The organism is Methanomassiliicoccus sp. (assembly GCA_012719175.1).
Lineage (GTDB): Archaea > Thermoplasmatota > Thermoplasmata > Methanomassiliicoccales > Methanomassiliicoccaceae > UBA6.
Window position 1 is genome coordinate 338,738 of record JAAYAX010000005.1, and the last position, 19,920, is coordinate 358,657.

Below are 19,920 nucleotides of genomic sequence, written 5' to 3' on the forward strand. Positions count from 1 at the left end.
ACTGGGATTTCATTCAAAAAAATAGGATTAGTGAGCTGTAATTGAGCGATATCAAGAGGATAGTTTTGGACGTACTGAAGCCGCATCATCCTTCCATAGTAGAGCTCTCTCAGCGCCTGAGCGTGTTGGAGGGGACCTCCGGGGTGAACATATCCATAGTCGAAGTGGACCAGGACACCGAGACCGTCAAGATAACCATCGAGGGGAACGCCATCATCTTTGATGACGTCGAGACAGCCATAACCGAGGCCGGGGCCGTCATCCACTCTGTGGACAGTGTATCCGCAGGGAAGAGACTGGTGGAAGAGGTGGAGACGTTCCAGGACCGCTGAACTCCCCCTTCTAAAAGTATCATCACGCCCACCAAACCTCCTGGATGACCATGAAGCTTCATTGTGAGGGGGTTATTGTCCCTTTTTTTTATCCATCGGACCATGCACGGAATGACTATAGGTTAGGCTCTGGCCCGGGACGGTATTTACCGTTGACAGACCGCATTGGCCGGACGGTTCAAGAGCGGGGGACAGACCGTAGCTGCTCCGCGACCCGAGGCAGTAGCTGAGATTTGGGCATGGTGTTCTCTACCAGCAGAAGACCCTGCTTGTTCCACCAGGCACCCGGATAGGACTTGCCTTCCTCCATCTTGTACTGCAGGCCCAGCTTCTCTACTGCCTTGATGATCATGGCCATCGAAGGCTCCTGGATGGCCAGCGCTTTCACGACCCGACGGCCTTGTGACCGGGTTCGTGAGATGTCAAAATACTCCGGCCACAGCACCCAGGCTTTGTCAGCATCGAAGGCCATGGTCGGTCATTCTCCCAAAGTGTATAAAAGGGGTTTGGTCTCACTCGGAGATGAGGACCGCGTTGATGGTGCCGTCCTGCCCTGGCCGGGAAGTGATTCTGGCGATTCCGAGCTCGGTCTGGATGGTAGCCCCGCGGTTCATGATGTTACGCTGTACATAGTTGGGGTTGGCGGGGTTGGACTTGACGGTAACGATCTTTACCCTCTTGACCTGGTTGTTCTTGGGGTCCACGACGTTGGCATAGGCAGCATGGAGCATCTTGACCTTGTGGTTTCCACCCATGGTGCGGTACATCCTGATGCTCTCCTCGCCCAGGTTGGTAAGGAGGGGCTCGCGTCCGACCTCGTAACGCCTCTTCTTTCTGTTCAATACCAGGCGGCCGCCGGTAGGTTTCCGCTTTGATTTACCCTGCCAAAGTGCCATACTAATCCTCTGCCACTAAAATAAAGGTGATATAAAAGGTTTGCTAGGTACAACCCTATTGGAGCTTCTGGGCCACCCCCTCCTTCGTTTTACCATCTGGCAATGACGATCATTACTCAAGGGGGATGACCCGGGACCATGGCGGGCTAAGCTTGATCGCGCTCTCTCACTCCACGGGCAGCTGCACTTCGGTCAGTAGCTCCTGCGTCGGTGTGACCTCTGGGTCGTTCAGGTAGAACTCCCGGGCGGGGCCGGTCGGCCTATAGCCGTTCTCCTGGATGTAATTGAGCACCCTCGTCCAAGCCTCCCCGACCGTCTCATAGACCCCTCGGTGGACGGCCGTAACGGCTCGACCACCAACAAGGGTCCGGACCTCCAGCCCATTCTCGGCCACAACCGGTCCAGTCACCGGAGCACCTACCTCCATGTCGGCATCCACGTCGCACGAGCCCATGGAATGGTAGATCGTGAACGGAGGCCCCACCAAACGCGCCTGGGGCTGCGCTACGACCGCCTGATAGACCTCTCCTAGAAGTCGCGGGATGACCTCGCCGTACGCTCCCTTATCTCTCTTAGTAACCACCCTCATGGGGGCTATGTCCACAACCTTCGGTATGTCCTGGCTCATATCCAATATCCTCTCCAGATCATTTCTCTCCAGGACCTTCCTGATCCCCTCGAGCTCCTCCACCCGCCCCCTAACGTCTGCGATCTTGGCCTCGATGATCGGGCTGATAACGGAGCGATCCGATCGTCCGTCGATGACATCGACTATGGCCTTCATCTCCTGTATCCCGAAGCCCAGACCGGACAATCGCTGAAGGAGAAGTCCCCGGGATACCTGCTCGAAGCTATAGAAGCGGTAGCCGGTGATCTCCTTCCTGGCAGGCATCAGCAGCCCTTTCTCCTCATAGTAGCGTAGCGCCTTGGGCGTCAGCCTGGTGAGGATAGAGAAGCTGCCAATGGCGAGAAGCTCGTTGGTCATTAAGGTCCCTGAACAGCAATTAGATTCGTAATATTTTTGACGGCGTAGTCTGCCCCGGGGCAAGGTCGATCGTCCTGATATCCGCCCCCCCTCTCGATGGCATTGAACAACTCCTGATGGTGCGGCCTCGTGACCTCAAGGTAGCATAACCCACGTTCAGCCTGTCATTGGTGCTGAGGGATCTGCGATCCAGGAAGATGGATGCGCCCTCAATCCGTGATCGGGTCCAGCAGGGTCATCCGTACCCCTTCGTCGATCTCCATGAGGCCTGAGCAACCGTCCTTGGCGGCGCCGGGGTTCATGAACACCGTGCCATCGCTCTCCATGATGCCACGGTCCTCGTGGATGTGGCCCGAGAGCACCGCTTTGGGTCGGTACTCCTTCACCAGCTTGAGGATGGCCTCGCTGCCGACATGCATTCCCGAGGGGATCCTGTCGTTGAAGCCCAGGGGAGGAGCGTGCAGCACCATCACCGCGCCCTTCTCCATCAAAGGCCTAAGGGCGCTCTCGATATCCACCTCCTCCAGCTCGAAGGGCGTCTCGAATATGGTGGGATTAGAACCACCAAGGCCGATGAACGATTCACCTTTCACCATTACCTTCCTTGCGTGCAGGAGCGTCGCGTGCCTCTCGATCTCAGAACATACCTCGAGCGGATCGCAGTTCCCAGGTATGGCGTAGGCGGGGCGATCGAGACGGGATAGGAACTCGGAGGCCCATGCTGCCGGACCGAAGTGCGTTATGTCCCCCAGCACGAGGTAGGCGTCCACGCCGTGCTCGTTCGCCAGACGCAGGGCCCAGGAGGCCACCTTTTCCCTGCCATGAATGTCAGAAAGGACCAGGAACTTCATGGACCACCAATGGCGGCCTCACCTGATTATTTTTTCTCAGGACAGGCCCAGCATACCCAGCCCGATCTCGCCGTATGCAAGGGCGTAGGCGATCAGATATCCCGTGATAGCCCCTGTGTTCAGGAAGGGGAGTCCAGCCTGGGGACGGCCGCGGAGGACGTAACGGAACAGAACCAGGTAGCCCAGGAGCCCTCCCACCATGGCCCCCACCGCTGCCCACAGGTTGGCCGTCATGAGAAATGACGCGGTCTCCGGAAGGTACAATGAAGCAGAGACCGCCAGCAGCCCCGGGATCACGGTGTCCCCCAGACCCATATAGAACGCATCCCGGGGCTCATCCTTCTTGGGCAGTATGGACCCTTTCTTCACCACGTTGTCCATGGAGAAGCCTTCCTTCTGAGGAACGATGAACAGGACCGGCAGGCGCATGGTGGAGACGCCTTCTGCCAGGGTGATCATGTGCTTGGTCTTGTATACCGATATGGCATCGTATACCGCCATGATCACGAGGAGGATGATGACCGGCAGTATGCCCAAGGACATGCCGAGGATGGCCGTCACCCCTACGGCTATGATGAGGCCCACGCCGTCTATCACGTACCACTCCCCCTTCTTCGCCAGCAGGTACATCAGGCCCCCGGCCAAGGCCAATGATGCGATGAGAGCCAATGTCCCCTCTGGGTCCACAAGGAGGAACAAGGGGATGAACACGTAGAGCATGGTGATGAAGATGCTGACATAGAAGATCGACTGAACGATCCGCTTCCTGCCGTACTTGATCAGGATCAGTATGATGCCGGTCATGACCAGCACCAGAAAGATGTATATGAACGGATTGATGGGATCGTTAGGCTCGGGGAAGGCCGAGAACTCGGGCATGAACAGAGGGGCCAGAAGGATGGCCCCGGTCTGCACGAACAGGTAGATCGCGGCCATGGCCAGCAGGGGTAGGTCCTTGCGCACGCCACGGCTAAGGATTCCGGCTAGATAACGATGCCGAGCAGGTTACCAGATGCCCGGCCGCACTGATAGTTACGTCCAGATGAGCGAGATATCATCCTTGCCCCTGCTCTCTAACGCTCCTTATGGCCTGCTTGCCCGACATGTGCTCGATCTCTACCTCAATGATGCAGACCCTGCCCCCGCACTTCTCGATCTCCTTGTGTCCTTCCTCGGGGAACTCGGGGGAGTACTTCTCGTTCAGCCGCTCCAAGGCCTGTCGACGGTCCAGATCGTCCGTCACGATCCTCGCCCTACCGAACACTATGACGCTGCGGTAGTCGGTGGCGAACGCCTTGGGGACAACCTTATCCCTCTGCACAACGCAGAAAGAGACCCTGCAGTCGTTCCGGATGCAGTCCATCTTGTGCCCCTCCTGGGCGCAGTGGAAGTAGATTCTGCCGTCTCCGTAGACGTAGTTGAGGGGTACGGCGTACGGATAGTCGTCCGCCCCCATCAGGCCCAGGACCCCTGTGGAACATGACCTGAGGATCTCTCCGCATTCCTCTTCCGGGAGCTCCTGCCCCCTACGCCTCATCACTCTGGACATAAAAGGGACAAATGACCTTTCTCATTGATATTCAGCACGGTCAGGAGATGACGATACAAGGGGATCATGAGGCGGTTTGTACGGACCGATCATGAAGGACCGGAGAAAATATTTATCTAGTGGGCGGACGTCGAAATAACTCGTGAACAAAGAGTTAACAACTTCAGGTTCAAAGTATTCTGCCAGATTGGAGATGGCTAAGGGCTTGGCGGACATCTTCGAGGTTGTGAAGGATGCCGTGAGCTCGCAGCTGGGCCTGTCGCGGGGAGGACTGATGATGGGCATCGCGGAACTGGGCGGACGACCGGACGGGTGGGTCGGCGGGTTCTATCCTCTGGCCACCAACATAATCGTAATGAACAAGGGGTCGATGAACAGGATCAAGCGGGAGCAGCCACATCTCTACAACTCCTACTGCTTTCACATCCTCCTGCACGAGTACATCCATACCGTAGGATACACCGATGAGGCCATGACCCGGAGGAAGACCCTGGAGATAAGCGCCAATCTCTTCGGCAAGGAACATGACGTAACCAAGATGGCAGCCGATCTCAGCCAGTACTTCCCCCATATGACGTATGTCGTTCCCCAGGAACAGCCCCAGGACCTCGACCTGGAGCTGGTGAAGGGTTTCGATCGGTCCTGCGCCAGCTATATCTGCTGATCGCTTCTGATCAGGAACTGGAAGGGGCCGTCCCGGACCTGCGGAAGGCCCCCAGATACAGGGGCACCGAGAACAGGGCGATGGCGGCCGCGAACAGGAACCCCATCAGGGGCGAGGTCGCATCCAACAGACCGCCGAGAATGGTGGTCATGGCCGCCCCCGCCAGGTACGTGAAGGAGGCGAACAGGGACAGGGCAGAGGCCCGAATGCGATCGGGGACGAGGTCGTTGCGCCACACCATCAGCGGGGGCCATCCCAGGCCGTAGGAGAGCCCGCACAGGGCGAACAGGAAGCAGGACACCTCGAGGGACGGCCCCATCGCCAAAAGCGTGAAACCGGTGAGCAGGCCTCCGCTGGATAGGACCATCACCCGGTGGTAGCCGATCCTCGATGATGCGCGTGGGGCGAGGAACGCTCCGGTGGCGCTGCAGAGCATGAGGATGGAGAAGTAAATACCCAGCATGTCCGTGCCCAGGCCGATCGTCACCAGATAGGGTTGGTAAAGGAAAAGATAGATGGTGCCAGCTGTGTAGCGGCAGGTCTCCGCCACGGTCAGCATCTGCAGGCTGACATGATTCCTATAATATCGAAGGCACTCCCCGAGGATGGTGCGCAGAGCCACCGTTTCCATTCCGTAGTTCTCCTCCAGGCTCCTCCAGACCATGACCGCGCAGACGATGGCGATGATGGCCGCTCCCAGGAACGGCATGTTCAACGAGATCGTCACCAGAGCGGAGGCGATGATGCCGGCCACGACCCCCAGGACATAGGAGATGCTCATCATGGCGGTGAACGCCAGGCTACCCTCCGCAGCCCTGCCCTCCTTGCGCAGCCTATCGTACACCCAGGCCTCGTTGGAGCCGTTGACAAGGGCCCAGCCGATGGCCCAGAAGACCTCGGCGATCAGGAAGGCGGTGAAGTTCCTGGTGAACGCATAGATGAGCATGGACCCGGCGGTGACCGCTATTCCGGTGGCCAGTGCCCTCCTCCTCCCATAACGGTCGGCGATGTTGCCCATGGGAAGGCTCAGAAATGCGCAGAAGGCGAGGTTCACGGAATAGATGATGCTCATCTGCAGGTAGCTGAGGCCGCTCTCCTGCAGGTAGAAGATGAAGTAGGCCTGGAAAACCAGCAGCGACAGGTTCACCAGGCTCATGGCTAGGATGTACTGCCTCGATGTCCTTCCCAATGTGGCGGTGTTGAAGAAGGGCATGAGGTCACCTAGAGGTAATGATAGGGGGAAGGGGTGGGACCGCCGATAAAGGAAACGGACCCTAGCTCAGCTGGGCATCGGGGGCGGGGACCGAGAAGGCCACGTTTCCGGAGATCTTCTGGATCTTCACCTTAAGCCTCGTTCCCTTGGCTGCGCCCGGGACATAGATGATGTACTTGTCCAGCTTGGCCACGCCATCGCCCTTGCGGCCGACGTCCTCGACCATGACCTCGTACACCCCACCTTCCTTGATGCCTTCCTTCTCGGCCCCTCGGGTGGACTTCCTCACGTTGACCGGGCGGTGCGCACCGCATGCCTCGCATTCCAGGATAAGGATGCGTCCCTCCTTGTTGATGCGGGTGTCAGGCTTTCCACACTCCGAACAGAGGACGAAGGTCTCGGTGTAGTTCATGATGCGGTCGGTCACCTGGGCGGGGGTGAGCTTGGCCTTCAATACCAGCCTCTGTCCCTCGATCTGGCCAGGCGTTCCCAGCTCCCTCAAAAGGTACTGCAGCAGGTGGTCCGGCTCCCGCCGCAAAGCATCGATGATCTGAGAGAAGTTGCGGATCACGGTGATCTTTCCCTCTAGAAAGATGTCCGGCTCCGGCACCTTGAACCTCTCGTGCTTCTCTATGGTCTCGGGAAGGCTCACTTTGGCACGCTCGAGCAGTGATAGATAATCGTCATCAGGCATGGGATCCCGACATCTCAAGATGCTCCGCTGATATAAACCTAGCTATATCATGGGGACATGGCTTACACCACCTCGGGATGGGCGCCAGCTGCATCGACGCCTGCCTCGAACTGATGCTAAAGGTCGCTTGGACCATCGACCGCCAGGGGTGCAGGACCTATACGTTCAAGGACCCGGAGGTGCTGAGTTGCGGGTCTTTCCTCGAAGCCCCCTCCCGTAAAGGATGTTGAGATCGCCCCATCTATTGGCAGGCCCTACTACATCGATCTCAATGATCATCTGAGGGTCCCTCGAGGCTCAACCCAGCGTAGGAGAACACCTTCTGAGGACACGTCTCCTCGCAGCGGCGGCAGGCGGTCCCCAGGCACCGGCCCGCATCCACCAGGAACCGCCCTTCGGCGTATCTTAACGCCTTCTCCGGGCAGGCCTGCATGCACCGCAGGCAGAGATCGCATGACCAGGTACCGCTAAGGAAGACCCCGGGGTCTATCATGGTGAGTCCCTCACCCACGTCCCAGATATCCGTGAGCACTCGCCTCTCCACCGCAACCCCTTCTGCCGGAGGGGTTACTGTCCTAATCCCCAGGTTTGAGAGGTTGCGCTCGTAGGCGTCCCGGGGCATGCCCTCGGTCCAGTATGCCAGCTCCTGCACGTAGATGTCGCTGAACGTGGGGGAGGAGGCGAACATGATGTGATGCGCCAACAGCTCCTTGGTCATGGAGTTCAGGCGGTCCAGTATCTCCGGGTCCAGGGCCAGGTCTTTGGCCAGCTCCAGCGAGGTGTTCCCGATCTGCACCAGCCTCTTGGCCGAAGCTGGCACCATCCCTACGGCCTGGGCCTTCCTGGCGTCGACATAGGTGCCGCTGGCCCCGGCCATGTACATCGTCCCCAGATCACCAGGGTCCATGCCTGCCTCCTCCAACAGCGTCATATGCCCTGCCCGGATGGCACCGATCGCCTTGCCAGCCTCCAGCAGGTCCGCTGTGGTGAACTTTATGTTGCGGTCCAGGGAGATCCCTCCACCGACGATGCATGGAAGCACGATCCTCTCAGCCTCCAGCCCCGCGAACACCACCGCGATGACGCCCGTCCCGGTGATCCCCTGGGCCCTGCGGCCATGCAGCTTGAGGGTGTTACCGCGTAGGCTCAGCTTTGCTCCGGCGCAAGGTTCCAGCTCCTTGTTCAGCACCATTGTCTGCCACCCTTCGGGTATGGCGGTGAGGTCGCTGATGGCCCCGGGGGAGGCGAGCATACCCGCGGAGATCTGCTGCCCCTCGATGGCTGGCCCTGCTGCTGCGGAGCCGGTGAGCACACGGTCACCGACCTTTATGGCCATCTCCGCGTTGGTCCCGTAGTCGGTGACCATGCACATGTCGTCGTCGAGGAACCCGGACTTGATCATCATCGCGAGGGCATCGGCACCGATCTCATGGCGTATCGCCGGTGGAACCATGACCTCCACCTTGGGGTCCAGTCCCACCACGTCCCCCTGGAACGAGTGCCCCCTGCGGTCCGGCGCGACGATGCCCCGGGACTCCAGGTAATTGCGGCCGGCATATGCCAGGTCCCTGACCTCTATGCCCTCGAAGAGGGAGAGCTGTATGGGGTTACCGCAAACCGTCAGGCGCTCCCAGCGGTCCGGTACCAGGGAGCGGATCACCTGGCGGACAGCCCCCAGAAGCACCTCGTGCGCAAGGTCCGGCCCCCTCTCGATGGCGAAGTCCAGATGGTCCATGACGTTGGCCCCGGGAAGAGGATTGTGCGAGGTGATCACGGTCCGGAGGACCTTCCTTCTCTCAACGTCCAGCAGCTGTCCCCTTATGCCGCTCGTCCCTATGTCCAGCGATATTGCCTGCATCACATCCCTCCGGCGGAGACGCTCACTATCGTCTCCACATGCCTGGTCAGCCCCATCTCCAGGTAGGTGATGTCCCGCACCTCGGAGACCACCCGGTAGCGTTGGACGCGACTCCTTTCCATGTACTCCCGCAATGCCCTTGTGGCATGCTCGATAGCATACCCCACGGCCTCGTCACGGTCGGTGAACACCCTCAACCCACCGGCCACGGCCACGTGAAAGTGCGGTACCTCCCTTCCATCGATCCACCCCGGCTCGTTCCTGACGATGACCTCCTTCCGGCCATGGACCTCGGTGCAGATGGCGCCCAGGGCATTGCCCACCTCATGGTCTACGGGTATTATCACAGGGCTATCGACGTGCTCGCGTATAAGGTCCAGGAACGCCCTTACAGGCGCGCCGATCCCCACCAGGGGAACCCCGATGCGCAGTACCGTCCTGAGCATCCCGTTCCCGCGCAGCACCTTCTCTCCCTCCCCCCTCTCCAGCAGCTGCCGGTTCAGCAGGGCCTCGACGATGGTTCGGAGCAGCCGGGTGCGGATGAGATCTTCCAGCATCTCGATGAGGGCGGGAAGGGAGAGCTCGCACTCCTCGGCGAGGGCGGACATTGCCGATGCAGCCACATTGCGGTCGCCGAAGTCACTGCGCCCTGTGGCACAGAACAGGTCCGTGGGAGTGATGCCATGCACTTTCCCGGCCAGAGGGTACAGGTATGAGAGATCGCGCATATGCCAGTATGGATCGGGCGCCAGGCATAGTGGGACCACGGCCCTGTGGCCCAGTTTGGGGTGCCCGTCCTCACAGAAGATCTCGGAGTTGCCCCCGAGGGCCCGGGTGGTCATCTCCGCCGACTCCACCCGCAGGCGGGAACCCCCCACCACCCCTCCATCCTCGGAGAGCTTCAGCATGCCGCCCTGCACCAGGGCGATGTCCGTGGTAGTCCCCCCGATATCCACCACCAGAGCATCCTTGGCACCAGCCAGGAAGGCCCCGCCCAATGCGCTGGCGGCAGGCCCTGAGAGCACGGTGAAGATGGGCCTGAGAGCCGCCTCCTCCGTGGAGACCAGGGTCCCATCGCCCTTTAGGACATAGGTGACCGATCCAGGGACCTGAGTGCCCTTCCCGATAGCTTCGAGAAGGCCTGCCATTATGTGTATCAGCTCGGCGTTCTTGACCGCGATATACAACCTCTCTTCCATGCCCAGTGTGCCCACTAGGTCGCTTCCCTTGACGACCGTGGCCTTCGGGTGCTCTTCCAGGACCATCTCGGCCGCCCGCAGTTCGTTCTGAGGGTTCCTGGTGCCGAAGAACGAGGAGATGGCGAAGGACCGACTCTCCGACCCTTTCAAGGCCTTCTGGAGCGCCCCCTCGTCGAGAGGGATCTCGACCAGGCCAGTGGGTCCGACCCTCCCGTCCACCAATATGGTCTCTGCCGCGTACTCCGAGGGCCGTCGAGGACGCAGCCCGATGCCGATGGCGCAAACATCTCTCTTCGTCCCTTCCACCACGGCGTTGGTGGCCAGGGTCGTTGACAGGCAGAACCTGGATAGCATGGCCGGGGAGCGCAGCTGGAGAGCGGAGAAGCACTGCAGAACACTGCTCCTCAGGTCCTGGGGCCGAGTAGGGACCTTGGCCTTCCTTACGATCTTTCTTGACCGCAGATCGAAAAGGACGCCATCGGTGTAGGTCCCCCCAACATCTATGCCTACAGCTTCCATCGACCATACCTCAGAAAAAATTAAGAAAGGGTTTGGGTCAGTACAGGTCCTTGCGTACTTCCTTCCAGTCCTTGCCTCCGCACACCTCGGTGGCTATCTTGACGGCATCCAGGGGCGACTTCCCGTAGATGGAGTTCACGAAGGTGTCCACGTAAGCCCTGGACACGGCCGCTCCTCCGCAGGCCAGGGGTACTTTCATACCCTCCTCTTCCAAGGTCTCCGCGGTGTTCTTCAAGCCCGCTTTGGTTGTACTCATCAGCGTGGAACCGCTGATCATCTGGATCCCCTGCGCCTTGGCTGTCTCCACCACCTTAGCGGTGGGAACGTCCCGACCGAGATCGATGACATCGAACCCGTTAGCCCGGAGGATGGCGGCCACGATGTTCTTGCCGATGTCGTGGAGGTCGCCCTCTGCCACGAAGGTCGCCAGCTTACCTTTCTTGGGAATGTCCCCCAGCTGGGCTTGGCAAAGTTCTATGCCGCCCTGCATAGCGTCGTTGGACATCAGGATCTCGGGAACGAATGCCTTGCCCAGATCATACAGTTCGCACTGTGTCTGGATGCCGGGCATGAGGGCATTGGTCACCAAATCCACGGGGTCCTTGCCCTGCTGCAGGGAAGCAGCTATCAGTTCCTTCGTCCTTGCCCTCTTCCCCGCTATGACCGAATCAGCGATGGCAGCATAGGATGGGTCCTTGGGCCTGAACTTCGCTTTGACCTCATCTACCGTGGCCTGGGCCTTGGACCTTATGCCCACATCGAAACCCAGCTCGGCCAGCATACCTTCCTGGATGAGCCTCTTGTAACGTGCGGGGTCTCTTGACCTAACCTTCAGCATCTCTTCCGCCAAAATATCCATGTGCCTTACCATCAGTGACCACCTCCCAGGCTCTCCGCTTTCATGCGCCTTGCCTTGCCTGCGCCGACCTCGCGTATCATGTCCTCGATGTTGTCGTAGTCGGGGATGGGCGTCTCCTTGCACGCACGCACGTAGGCCTTGAGGTTATCCAGGGACGTCCCGTACGATACATCACACGACGAGCCTACGACGTCGACTCCCTGTTTGATGCATTCCACGGTACGGGCGTAGACCTGCTCGGGGGTCCCGTTGGGCATAAGGTCGATGACGTCCAGGCTTCCCAGGATGGACATCCTGTTCCCCAGCGCCTTGCGCACGCACCAGACGGGCACATTGTCGAAGGAGAAGCAATCGAAGTTGCTTTCTCTGATGTAGGGCAGCAGGGCCCGGGTGTTTCCGCAGATGTGCATGATCTGAGGGCAGCTGATCTCCGCGGCCATCCTCTTATGGTAGGGAAGGACGAACTCCTTGTAGGTCTCTCCCGAGATCAGATCTCCTGATGACGAGGGGTCGGCAGGGAACAAGATATGCGCGCCCCAAGCGGTCTGCAACCGTCCATACTCGATGCAGAAGTCCGTGGCCGCCGAGATGAACGCGTGGGCCTTGTCGGGGTCGGTCACGGTCATCATGACCAGGTTCTCCACTCCCGCTATGTGGCCGGCCACGGTGAACGGGGCCGTGAGGACGGGGATGATAGGCAGGTTGCCATCGTACCTCTTGCGCAATATGTCGATAGCACCGAGGACGTGGGGAATCCTTCCCGTCTCCTCCAGGTTGTCAGGCCAGGTTATGTCCTTGGGGTCCGTGTACGCCGGCCCGGTCACGGGGGGACGGTCCGGCTTGTTCCAGTCCAACTTGCACCCCAGTACCTCTGCCTCCAGGGAGATGTCGAACTGGGGCCTTGCAGCCTCGATACCGCAGACCTCGAACGGGGCGGCGGCCAGATCAGCCATCATCTTGGCGTCGAAGTGGGCCTTGGGCCAGGATGCGTTCGCATACTTCATAAGTTCGACTGTCGTCTGCGCAAGGGGATTGGCGGGTGGAACATAATCCACTCGTCCCCCCAGAACTGCAGCGAGTGCTCTACGGGTCGGTGTCATTTCACTAGCCATTTACTATCCTCCGATTCGTTTGGGCCTTTGCACGCGTCTTCCGCAATCGAGGTGCTTGGCCGATTGGTAAATGCAGTCTTCTATTATTAATTAAAACCGTGAGCCGTTTTGACACGCCTACAGCAGACTACCAGCTTTATGGTCTAAGTTCCAATGACGCCAGTCTACGGGCCACAGAGATGCAACGATTTTCGAACCAACGCCCACCTGAAAGACCTTAGAAAAAGGAAGCTCTCCTTCCCAATACCCCGCTGCCTCTTACCGCATCGTTCGAGTGGGAAAGGAAAATGGACGTCACAGCACGTGACGGTCGGCCAACCTCTGCTTGTGCTCCAGGGCTGCCTTCACCAGACCGACATGGAGCGGCGAGGGATCGTTCGGACGGGATTTGAACTCCGGGTGGAACTGCGAGGCCACGAAAAAGGGATGACCTTCCAGCTCCCCGATCTCCATCTTGACCCCGTCCTCGGAGCGTCCGGTGAACTTCCAACCCGCCGCCTCCAGCCTTTCGATGAAGTCGGGGTTCACCTCGTAGCGGTGGCGGTGCCTCTCCATGATCTCCGTCATCCCGTATAGCTTGGCAGCGCGGGAGCCCGATTGGACCAGGACCTTCTGCGCACCCAGCCTCATCGATCCGCCCATGTTGGTGACCCCCCTCTGCTCCGGCAGCAGGTCCACCACCGGGTGCTCCGTCTTCGGGTCCAGCTCGGTGGTGTGCGCGCCCTTCATTCCCAGGACGTTACGGGCGATCTCTATTGTGGCGATCTGGAAGCCAAGACACACGCCCAAGTAGGGCACCCTCTGCTCCCTGGCGTACTTGGCGGTCATTATCTTGCCATCGATGCCCCTGCTTCCGAAACCGCCGGGGATCAGGATCCCGTCGCAGCAGCACAGCTCCTTGGTTATGCCGTCCTTCTCCACCTTCTCGGAATCGAAGAAACAGCACTCGATCTTTGCCCCCAGCTCCGCTCCCGCATGGTGGAAGGCCTCCAGGTGCGAGAGGTAGCTGTCGGCGAGGTGCGTGTACTTGCCGACGATGGCGATCCGCACGGTACTCGAGGGGTAAAGGATGCGGTCAAGGAACTCCCTCCACTGGCTCAGGTCCTTCTTCGGTCGGTCTATGCCCAGTCTCCGCAGTATAAAGTCGGTGAGGCCCTGCTCCTCCAGCACTATGGGAATCTCGTAGATGGACTTGGCATCCGCTGCGGAGACCACTGCCTCCAAGGGCACATCGCAGAACAGGGAGATCTTGCGTTTAATGGAATATTCCAAGGGCTCTGTGGCCCTGGCCACGATCACGTCCGGCTGGATACCGATGGAGCGCAGCTCCTTGACGGAGTGCTGCGTGGGCTTGGTCTTTTGCTCGCCTACGGTCCCCAGCATGGGAACCAAGGTAGTGTGGACGAACAGACAGTTCTGCCCTCTCCCCATCTCGGTGTTCATCTGGCGAACCGCCTCCAGGAAGGGCATGCTCTCGATGTCACCTACCGTACCCCCAAGCTCCACGATGCACACGTCCGCGCCGGAGGCCTCTGCCACCTTCTTGATTCTGTGCTTTATCTCGTTGGTGATGTGAGGGATTATCTGCACGGTCTTGCCCAAGTAGTCTCCCGCCCTCTCCTTCTCTATGACCGAGCGGTAGACCTTGCCCGTGGTGATGTTGTGCTCGCTCCCCAGGCTGATGTCCAGGAACCTCTCGTAATTGCCTAGGTCCAGGTCCACCTCCCCGCCGTCATCGAGGACGAAGACCTCCCCGTGCTCGAACGGGTTCATGGTCCCAGCGTCGATGTTCAAGTAAGGATCGATCTTTATTCCTGTGACGTCAAGACCCCTTGCTTTCAAAAGGCGACCGATAGAGGAGGCGGTGATACCCTTCCCCAGACCAGATATGACCCCACCAGTGACGAAAATATATTTCATCGTCTCCATGGGATTGGTCAATAAAGATTGGGCGTATTTAGCACTTCCGAAAGGGGAGGCCAGGGGCCGGCACTTACCGAGAATGAGGAACGCTCCACGCCCGGCCCTGCCCGGTTCTTTGGACTACGTACATCTATCAATAGATATTATAACATACTAATCGTTTAGTTTGTTTAATGCCCCGAGGAGTGGATACGGAGAGGACAAGGATGAACATCATCCTCTCGGCTATGGACGAGTTCGGAAGAAGCGGTTATCAGGGAGCGTCCATGGATGAGATCTCCAGAAAGGCCGGCATCACCAAGGGTGCCTTGTACTGGCACTTCGAGGGCAAGCTTGACCTGTACCTTGCGGTGTTCGATCATGCCATGGAGGAGTACTCGCGATCTCTGGAGAAGGCAATGGCCTCGTCCTCTGAACCGCGAACGGTCCTGGAGGACCTGGCAACCTGCATTTTTTCCATCTATGCAGAGGATACCGCAGTATCAAGATTCTACTCCTCGATGATGATGGACTCGAAGTTGATGGGCGAGGCGGACATAGCCAGCAAAACCGAGCAGATATACAGCGAATACAGGAAGGCCATCACCGATATCATCGAAAATTGGGACGTGGCTAAGAAGTTCAACGGAGCTAAGCTACGGGCTGCGTCAATATCTTACATCGCCCTCATCGAAGGAACGGCCCTTCAATGGATGCTCGACAAGGATAGCTTTGAGCTCGAGCGGGAGGGGCCGCAGGGGGTGGAGCTTTTGCTCGACGGGATCGAAATGGCCATTAGGGGGTGAGGTCACGGTAAAGAAGGTCCTTATCATCGGTGCCGGGCTTGCCGGAGTGTCTGCTGGCTGTTATGCTCAGATGAACGGTTACAGCAGCGAGGTGTTCGAGATGCACGATGTCGCCGGCGGGGTCGTCGCCACTTGGCGCAGGAACGGGTACCTGGTGGATGGAGGGATCCATTTTCTCATGGGCCATAGGTCCGGGACACCGATAAACGCCATTTACAAGGAGCTGGGCATCGATCAAACCGACCTCTATCCGACCATGACGACATTCATTCGGTTCACCGATGAGCCGACAGGATTATCGATCGACATCTCCAACGATCTCGAGGCTGCAAAGCAGGCCCTGATGGCCAGGTTCTCCGATGACCGAAGAACGATAGAGGAGATTTTCCGCGGGGCCCAGAAGATTAGGCGGTCTGGCGGGCTGTACGAGATGGGTCTGGAGAAAGCTCCCGAGCTCATGAGCCTGGGCGATAGGCTGGGCTCTACGTGGAAGGCCCGCAAGATGGTCAAGTTCATGATGGGCAGGTACGCTCGACCCATGACCGAGGTGGTACGGGAGGTCAAGGACGCGGCGCTGAAGCGCTTGATCCTGAATCTCTTTTCTCCCCAGGCCCCTGAGTGGCTGGTCATGTCTGTGTTGGCCATGGTGGAGGACGGTCAGATAGGCCTCATCAGCGATGGCTGCACCGGTTTCATGAGGCCAATGGTCGAGCGTTATCAGGCTCTCGGAGGTGTCTTCCACTTCAGGTCCAGGGTGGTGAAGATAGTGGTCGATGGAGGAAAGGCCGTCGGTGTCAGGCTGGAGGATGGAAGCGAGCATAAAGGGGATATCGTCATCTCCGCGGCAGACGGCCGGAGCACCATATATGGGATGCTGGAAGGCCGGTACGCGGATGAAAGGATCGAGGAGCGTTATCGTGCCTGGAATCCCGGAGCCTCCCTGGTCACGGTAAGCCTGGGCCTTGACCGGACCTTTCAAGGTGAGCCGCCCCTACAGGTCCTCGCGCTCGGGGAGCCCCTGACCTCCTATGGGAGCCCCATCGGAATAGCATCCCTCAGGATACTCAACTATGGAACGGTGTTCGCCCCGCCCGGTAAGACCCTTGTCCAGGTGCTTTTCGAAGGGGACTGGGAGTATTGGTGCGAGATGAGTAAGGACCGGAAGGCCTACGATGCATCCAAGGCCAGTCTCGCATGGGATGCGCTCAGGATAGTGGAATCACAATATCCAGGCGTATCCGGATCGGCGGAGGTTGTCGATGTATCTACCCCTTACACTTACTGGCGCTATACAGGGAACGACCATGGCTCGATCATGGGCTGGAGTCCCCCCACCGATCAGATGCTGAAGACCATGCCGCGGACCCTCCCTGGCCTGGATAATTTCTACATGGTCGGGCAGTGGTCGATGCCTGGGGGCAGCGTCCCCACTTGCATAGCCTCTGGGCGCCAGGCGGTCCAGGTTCTGTGTCGGAAGGACAAGAAAGTATTCTCACTACGGGGTGCGGTCAACCCTCCCGAATGAGATGCCCCCATCCTCCGGCGATGTCGCATGGTCATTGATACTGCGGCGCTCAGCCCACCAGGCGATGGTCATGCAGACCATGGTGTAGACGATCAAGGCCGCCACCTGCACCCAGCAGACATCCCACCCGAAACCGTTCAACATCGACAGGCGCACTCCGTCGATCGAATAGGTCAGAGGGAACAGGTACGAGATCGGCAGCAGATAGTCCGGAATGGAAGTGATGGGAAGGATGATCCCACCCAGAAGGATCGCAGGATACAGGACCAGAGGTAAAACGACAACCGTGGCCTCTCGGCGTCTTCTGGTGATGGAGGCCAGCAGTTGACCTAGGGCTGCGCTACCCATCGCCAGCAACGCCAATAGCATTACGGTGACCGATAGGTCCCCGGCCATGGTGATCCCGAACCCCCCCAATACCAACAAGATCGTGGTGGCCAGAACAATGCCTACGCAGAACGCGGAGAGGCATTGCGCGAGCATTCTCTCTCCAATACTGAAACGCTCTGTACCATGATCGACAATGTTCATAATGGACATGAGGCCGGGCATCAGAGTGAGGATGAATATGAGCAGACCGGCGATGGCTGGTGCCATGAAGTCGCGCATATCAATGCCCGCACCGTACACTACGTTGTTCACAACCTTCACGGGCGAGGACATCTCATATGTGGTAGCCAGAACCGCCTGTACGCCTCTCTGCACCTCCGCTTGGACTGCAGCTGACGCGATGGGGTTGGAACTGTCGGAATAGATGATTAAGCTTGACGGCGCGATCGTCGTGCCGCCCATGGTAGCGACGATCCATGTTTGGATGTCCGTGGTGAAGTTTGGTCCGAAAACAATTACCGCCTCTACCTTTCCTGCCTCCAGATCCTCGAGCGAACGTATCAAAGGCTCAGTGGTGGATGGACCATAGCTGTTCACGATGTGGACGGTCGTACCTGAGGACAAAATTGCGATGACGGAAGCCGCGGAGGAGTTTTCCACCGTTCCGTCCATATTAACCAGGTCGACCGATATGTTCTGCGTCGGTCCTTTCTCGAACGTCAGCCCAAAAAGGACGATGACGATCGATGTCACTATCACCAATCCAACAATCCTTTTCGGCCATAGCCCCTTCATACTTTCCTTGAATGCCAGCCATATGTTGATGGACCTCATCATTGAAACCGCCCAAGGGTGTCGACCTCCCTGTTAGGGCGTGACCGACGGACTCCCCGGGGTTCTAGAGGCGGCTGGTTAAATGTACTTGTTGTAACTATTGTAGTTACAATGCAGGGGCGATTGATAGAGGAGTTAGTACGGTTGGGAATGACTGGGTACGAAGCACAGGTCTACGCCGGATTAGTAGGGCTGGGAGAGGCAACAGCCCGACAAGTGCATGAAGCCTGCGGCGTTCCTAGGCCTCGTGTATACGACATTCTTGTCTCTCTGGAATCAAAAGGTTATGTCGAGGTTTGGCAAGGTAAGCCAATGTACTATCGGGCCATTCCGCCAGATAGGCTGATACGTCTGCTGCGCGAGGATATTGAAGAGTCCATTAGGATCGTCTCGGACGACCTTAACGACCTAAGCCTCAAGGCACGGCAGAGAACGTTCCCGGTTTGGCACATCAGGGGTGATGTGAGCATCCGGGACCAGGTACATGCTTTTCTTGGAGACGTCAAGAAGGAGCTCATTGTTGTATGTACACGTACGTCCGTTTTCCGGCCATTGGTGAGCGATCTCAAGGAGATATCTGAACGAGCAGATGTGCTCTGCTATGTGCCTGAGGATGCAGAAGCGTTCCAAGCCGTGTTGGGTTCCGCGAGGGTCATCGTACCTGTTCTAGGCAAGGACCCCTTGGCCAAGACTTACACGAAGGTCTTCAAAGGGACCATCTTTTCCGGGGACAACAGATATAGGGCGGAACTATTGCTCATCGCGGATGGAGAGAGGTCAATACTTACCTATGAGATGAACGACGAGCACATTGCAATCATTTTCGAGCTTCCTTTCATCGTGACACTGCAGCATAGCGCGATCATCCGACTGATCGAGGAAGGTGGGATCGGTTAGATCGCTGAATAAAAACACATCGATTTACCTATGGCTTCATTCATAATACTTAATAAAGTAAAAAACGAGACAATGACGTTCGATGCAATTTGTTTTGGTGCTTGGTATCCTACCAGGAATTGGGCAGAGAAAGGCACAAGGGCCTCTCCTTGCTATGTTGTTTATTACGTAGGAGGTGATCCATCTGCAGGTTCCCCTACAGATACCTTGTTACGACTTAACCCTCCTTGCTGAATCTCAGTTCGAAAGCCCCAATTAGAGACATCCTTACTGAAACCCAACTCGGGTGGTTTGACGGGCGGTGTGTGCAAGGAGCAGGGGCATATTCACCGCTTGATGTTGACAAGCGATTACTACGGAATCCAGCTTCACGGGGGCGGGTTACAGCCCCCGATCCGAACTATGGATGGGTTTGAGGATTGTCTTCACCTTTCGGTGTCGAAGCCCATTGTCCCACCCTTTGTAGCGCGCGTGTTGCCCAGGGGATTCGGGGCATACGGACCTACCGTTGACCTCTCCTTCCTCTGACTTAGCGCCAGCGGTCCCATTAATGTGCGCCCCCTCCGGAGAAAGGACTAGCAATTAATGGTGAGGGTCTCGTTCGTTATCTCACTTAAGAGAACGCCTTACGGTACGAACTGACGACGGCCATGCACCACCTCTCGGAAAATCAGGTAAAGTCATCAGCTTGACCTTCATATATCCGTCGCTCCTGGTGAGTTTTTCGGCGTTGAATCCAATTGAACCGCACGCTCCTCCCGTTGCGGTGCTCCCCCGCCAATTCCTTTAAGTTTCATCCTTGCGGACGTACTCCCCAAGCAGCAGGCTTAACAACTTCTCTCCGGCACTGGGCGCCCTCAAAGGACCCCCAACACCAAGCCCGCAGCGTTTACAC

Annotated in this window: 19 protein-coding genes and 1 rRNA gene; 5 read left to right on the top strand and 15 right to left on the bottom strand. The window is 58.2% G+C overall.

The genetic code is table 11. The features are described from left to right. Nucleotides 1–41: 41 nt before the first annotated feature. On the top strand, nt 42–332 hold the full coding sequence (locus tag GXX95_05380) for a DUF211 domain-containing protein (GenBank protein ID NLT37571.1): 291 nt from the start codon (nt 42–44) through the stop codon (nt 330–332). Between the two features lie 178 nt (nt 333–510). Here GXX95_05380 and GXX95_05385 read toward each other — a convergent pair whose 3' ends face one another. From GXX95_05385 to GXX95_05410, 6 genes are all read right to left on the bottom strand, one after another. Continuing rightward, nucleotides 511–804, bottom strand: a complete 294-nt coding sequence (locus GXX95_05385) for a signal recognition particle protein Srp19 (GenBank protein NLT37572.1) — start codon at nt 802–804, stop codon at nt 511–513. Nucleotides 805–844: 40 nt separating this feature from the next. Continuing rightward, nucleotides 845–1,228, bottom strand: coding sequence for a 30S ribosomal protein S8e (locus GXX95_05390; GenBank protein ID NLT37573.1), 384 nt, complete (start codon nt 1,226–1,228; stop codon nt 845–847). A 166-nt stretch (nt 1,229–1,394) separates the two neighbouring features. Beyond that, nucleotides 1,395–2,213, bottom strand: coding sequence for a MerR family transcriptional regulator (locus GXX95_05395; protein ID NLT37574.1), 819 nt, complete (start codon nt 2,211–2,213; stop codon nt 1,395–1,397). 209 nt (nt 2,214–2,422) lie between these two features. After that, the gene (locus GXX95_05400) at nt 2,423–3,064 is read right to left on the bottom strand and encodes a phosphoesterase (protein NLT37575.1); all 642 of its coding nucleotides are present in this window, start codon (nt 3,062–3,064) and stop codon (nt 2,423–2,425) included. Between the two features lie 36 nt (nt 3,065–3,100). Then, nucleotides 3,101–4,027, bottom strand: coding sequence for a hypothetical protein (locus tag GXX95_05405; GenBank protein NLT37576.1), 927 nt, complete (start codon nt 4,025–4,027; stop codon nt 3,101–3,103). Nucleotides 4,028–4,118: 91 nt separating this feature from the next. Continuing rightward, nucleotides 4,119–4,613 (bottom strand): pyridoxamine 5'-phosphate oxidase family protein, encoded by a 495-nt coding sequence (locus GXX95_05410; GenBank protein ID NLT37577.1) that lies wholly within the window; start codon nt 4,611–4,613, stop codon nt 4,119–4,121. Between the two features lie 193 nt (nt 4,614–4,806). Between GXX95_05410 and GXX95_05415 the strand changes: the two genes are divergently transcribed. Continuing rightward, nucleotides 4,807–5,277, top strand: a complete 471-nt coding sequence (locus tag GXX95_05415) for a hypothetical protein (GenBank protein ID NLT37578.1) — start codon at nt 4,807–4,809, stop codon at nt 5,275–5,277. Nucleotides 5,278–5,287: 10 nt separating this feature from the next. Here the strand turns inward: GXX95_05415 and GXX95_05420 are convergent, their stop codons facing one another. From GXX95_05420 to pyrG, 7 genes are all read right to left on the bottom strand, one after another. Then, on the bottom strand, nt 5,288–6,490 hold the full coding sequence (locus GXX95_05420) for an MFS transporter (GenBank protein ID NLT37579.1): 1,203 nt from the start codon (nt 6,488–6,490) through the stop codon (nt 5,288–5,290). 61 nt (nt 6,491–6,551) lie between these two features. Beyond that, nucleotides 6,552–7,184 (bottom strand): translation initiation factor IF-2 subunit beta, encoded by a 633-nt coding sequence (locus GXX95_05425; GenBank protein ID NLT37580.1) that lies wholly within the window; start codon nt 7,182–7,184, stop codon nt 6,552–6,554. 268 nt (nt 7,185–7,452) lie between these two features. Then, nucleotides 7,453–9,042 (bottom strand): methylamine methyltransferase corrinoid protein reductive activase, encoded by a 1,590-nt coding sequence (locus GXX95_05430; GenBank protein ID NLT37581.1) that lies wholly within the window; start codon nt 9,040–9,042, stop codon nt 7,453–7,455. After that, nucleotides 9,042–10,760, bottom strand: coding sequence for a hypothetical protein (locus tag GXX95_05435; GenBank protein ID NLT37582.1), 1,719 nt, complete (start codon nt 10,758–10,760; stop codon nt 9,042–9,044). Before GXX95_05435 ends, GXX95_05430 begins: the two co-directional genes overlap by 1 nt. A gap of 37 nt (nt 10,761–10,797) precedes the next feature. After that, nucleotides 10,798–11,631 carry a methylthiol--CoM methyltransferase gene (locus GXX95_05440; GenBank protein ID NLT37583.1) on the bottom strand — a complete coding sequence of 278 codons (834 nt, stop codon included), beginning with the start codon at nt 11,629–11,631 and terminating at the stop codon, nt 10,798–10,800. Further along, on the bottom strand, nt 11,631–12,731 hold the full coding sequence (locus tag GXX95_05445; protein ID NLT37584.1) for an MtaA/CmuA family methyltransferase: 1,101 nt from the start codon (nt 12,729–12,731) through the stop codon (nt 11,631–11,633). The genes GXX95_05440 and GXX95_05445 overlap by 1 nt, the downstream gene beginning before the upstream one ends. A gap of 294 nt (nt 12,732–13,025) precedes the next feature. After that, nucleotides 13,026–14,651: a CTP synthase (glutamine hydrolyzing) gene (pyrG, locus tag GXX95_05450; protein ID NLT37585.1), complete on the bottom strand. Its 1,626-nt coding sequence runs from the start codon at nt 14,649–14,651 to the stop codon at nt 13,026–13,028. Nucleotides 14,652–14,860: 209 nt separating this feature from the next. Between pyrG and GXX95_05455 the strand changes: the two genes are divergently transcribed. Beyond that, the gene (locus tag GXX95_05455; protein NLT37586.1) at nt 14,861–15,439 is read left to right on the top strand and encodes a TetR/AcrR family transcriptional regulator; all 579 of its coding nucleotides are present in this window, start codon (nt 14,861–14,863) and stop codon (nt 15,437–15,439) included. Then, on the top strand, nt 15,366–16,964 hold the full coding sequence (locus tag GXX95_05460) for an NAD(P)/FAD-dependent oxidoreductase (GenBank protein ID NLT37587.1): 1,599 nt from the start codon (nt 15,366–15,368) through the stop codon (nt 16,962–16,964). Before GXX95_05455 ends, GXX95_05460 begins: the two co-directional genes overlap by 74 nt. Here the strand turns inward: GXX95_05460 and GXX95_05465 are convergent. Continuing rightward, the gene (locus GXX95_05465) at nt 16,935–18,131 is read right to left on the bottom strand and encodes an ABC transporter permease (protein NLT37588.1); all 1,197 of its coding nucleotides are present in this window, start codon (nt 18,129–18,131) and stop codon (nt 16,935–16,937) included. The genes GXX95_05460 and GXX95_05465 overlap by 30 nt on opposite strands. A gap of 141 nt (nt 18,132–18,272) precedes the next feature. On the opposite strand from GXX95_05465, the gene GXX95_05470 reads away from it, so the two are divergent. Beyond that, nucleotides 18,273–19,025 carry a TrmB family transcriptional regulator gene (locus GXX95_05470; protein NLT37589.1) on the top strand — a complete coding sequence of 251 codons (753 nt, stop codon included), beginning with the start codon at nt 18,273–18,275 and terminating at the stop codon, nt 19,023–19,025. Between the two features lie 169 nt (nt 19,026–19,194). Here GXX95_05470 and GXX95_05475 read toward each other — a convergent pair. Continuing rightward, nucleotides 19,195–19,920, bottom strand: a 16S ribosomal RNA gene (locus tag GXX95_05475); the annotation flags it as partial.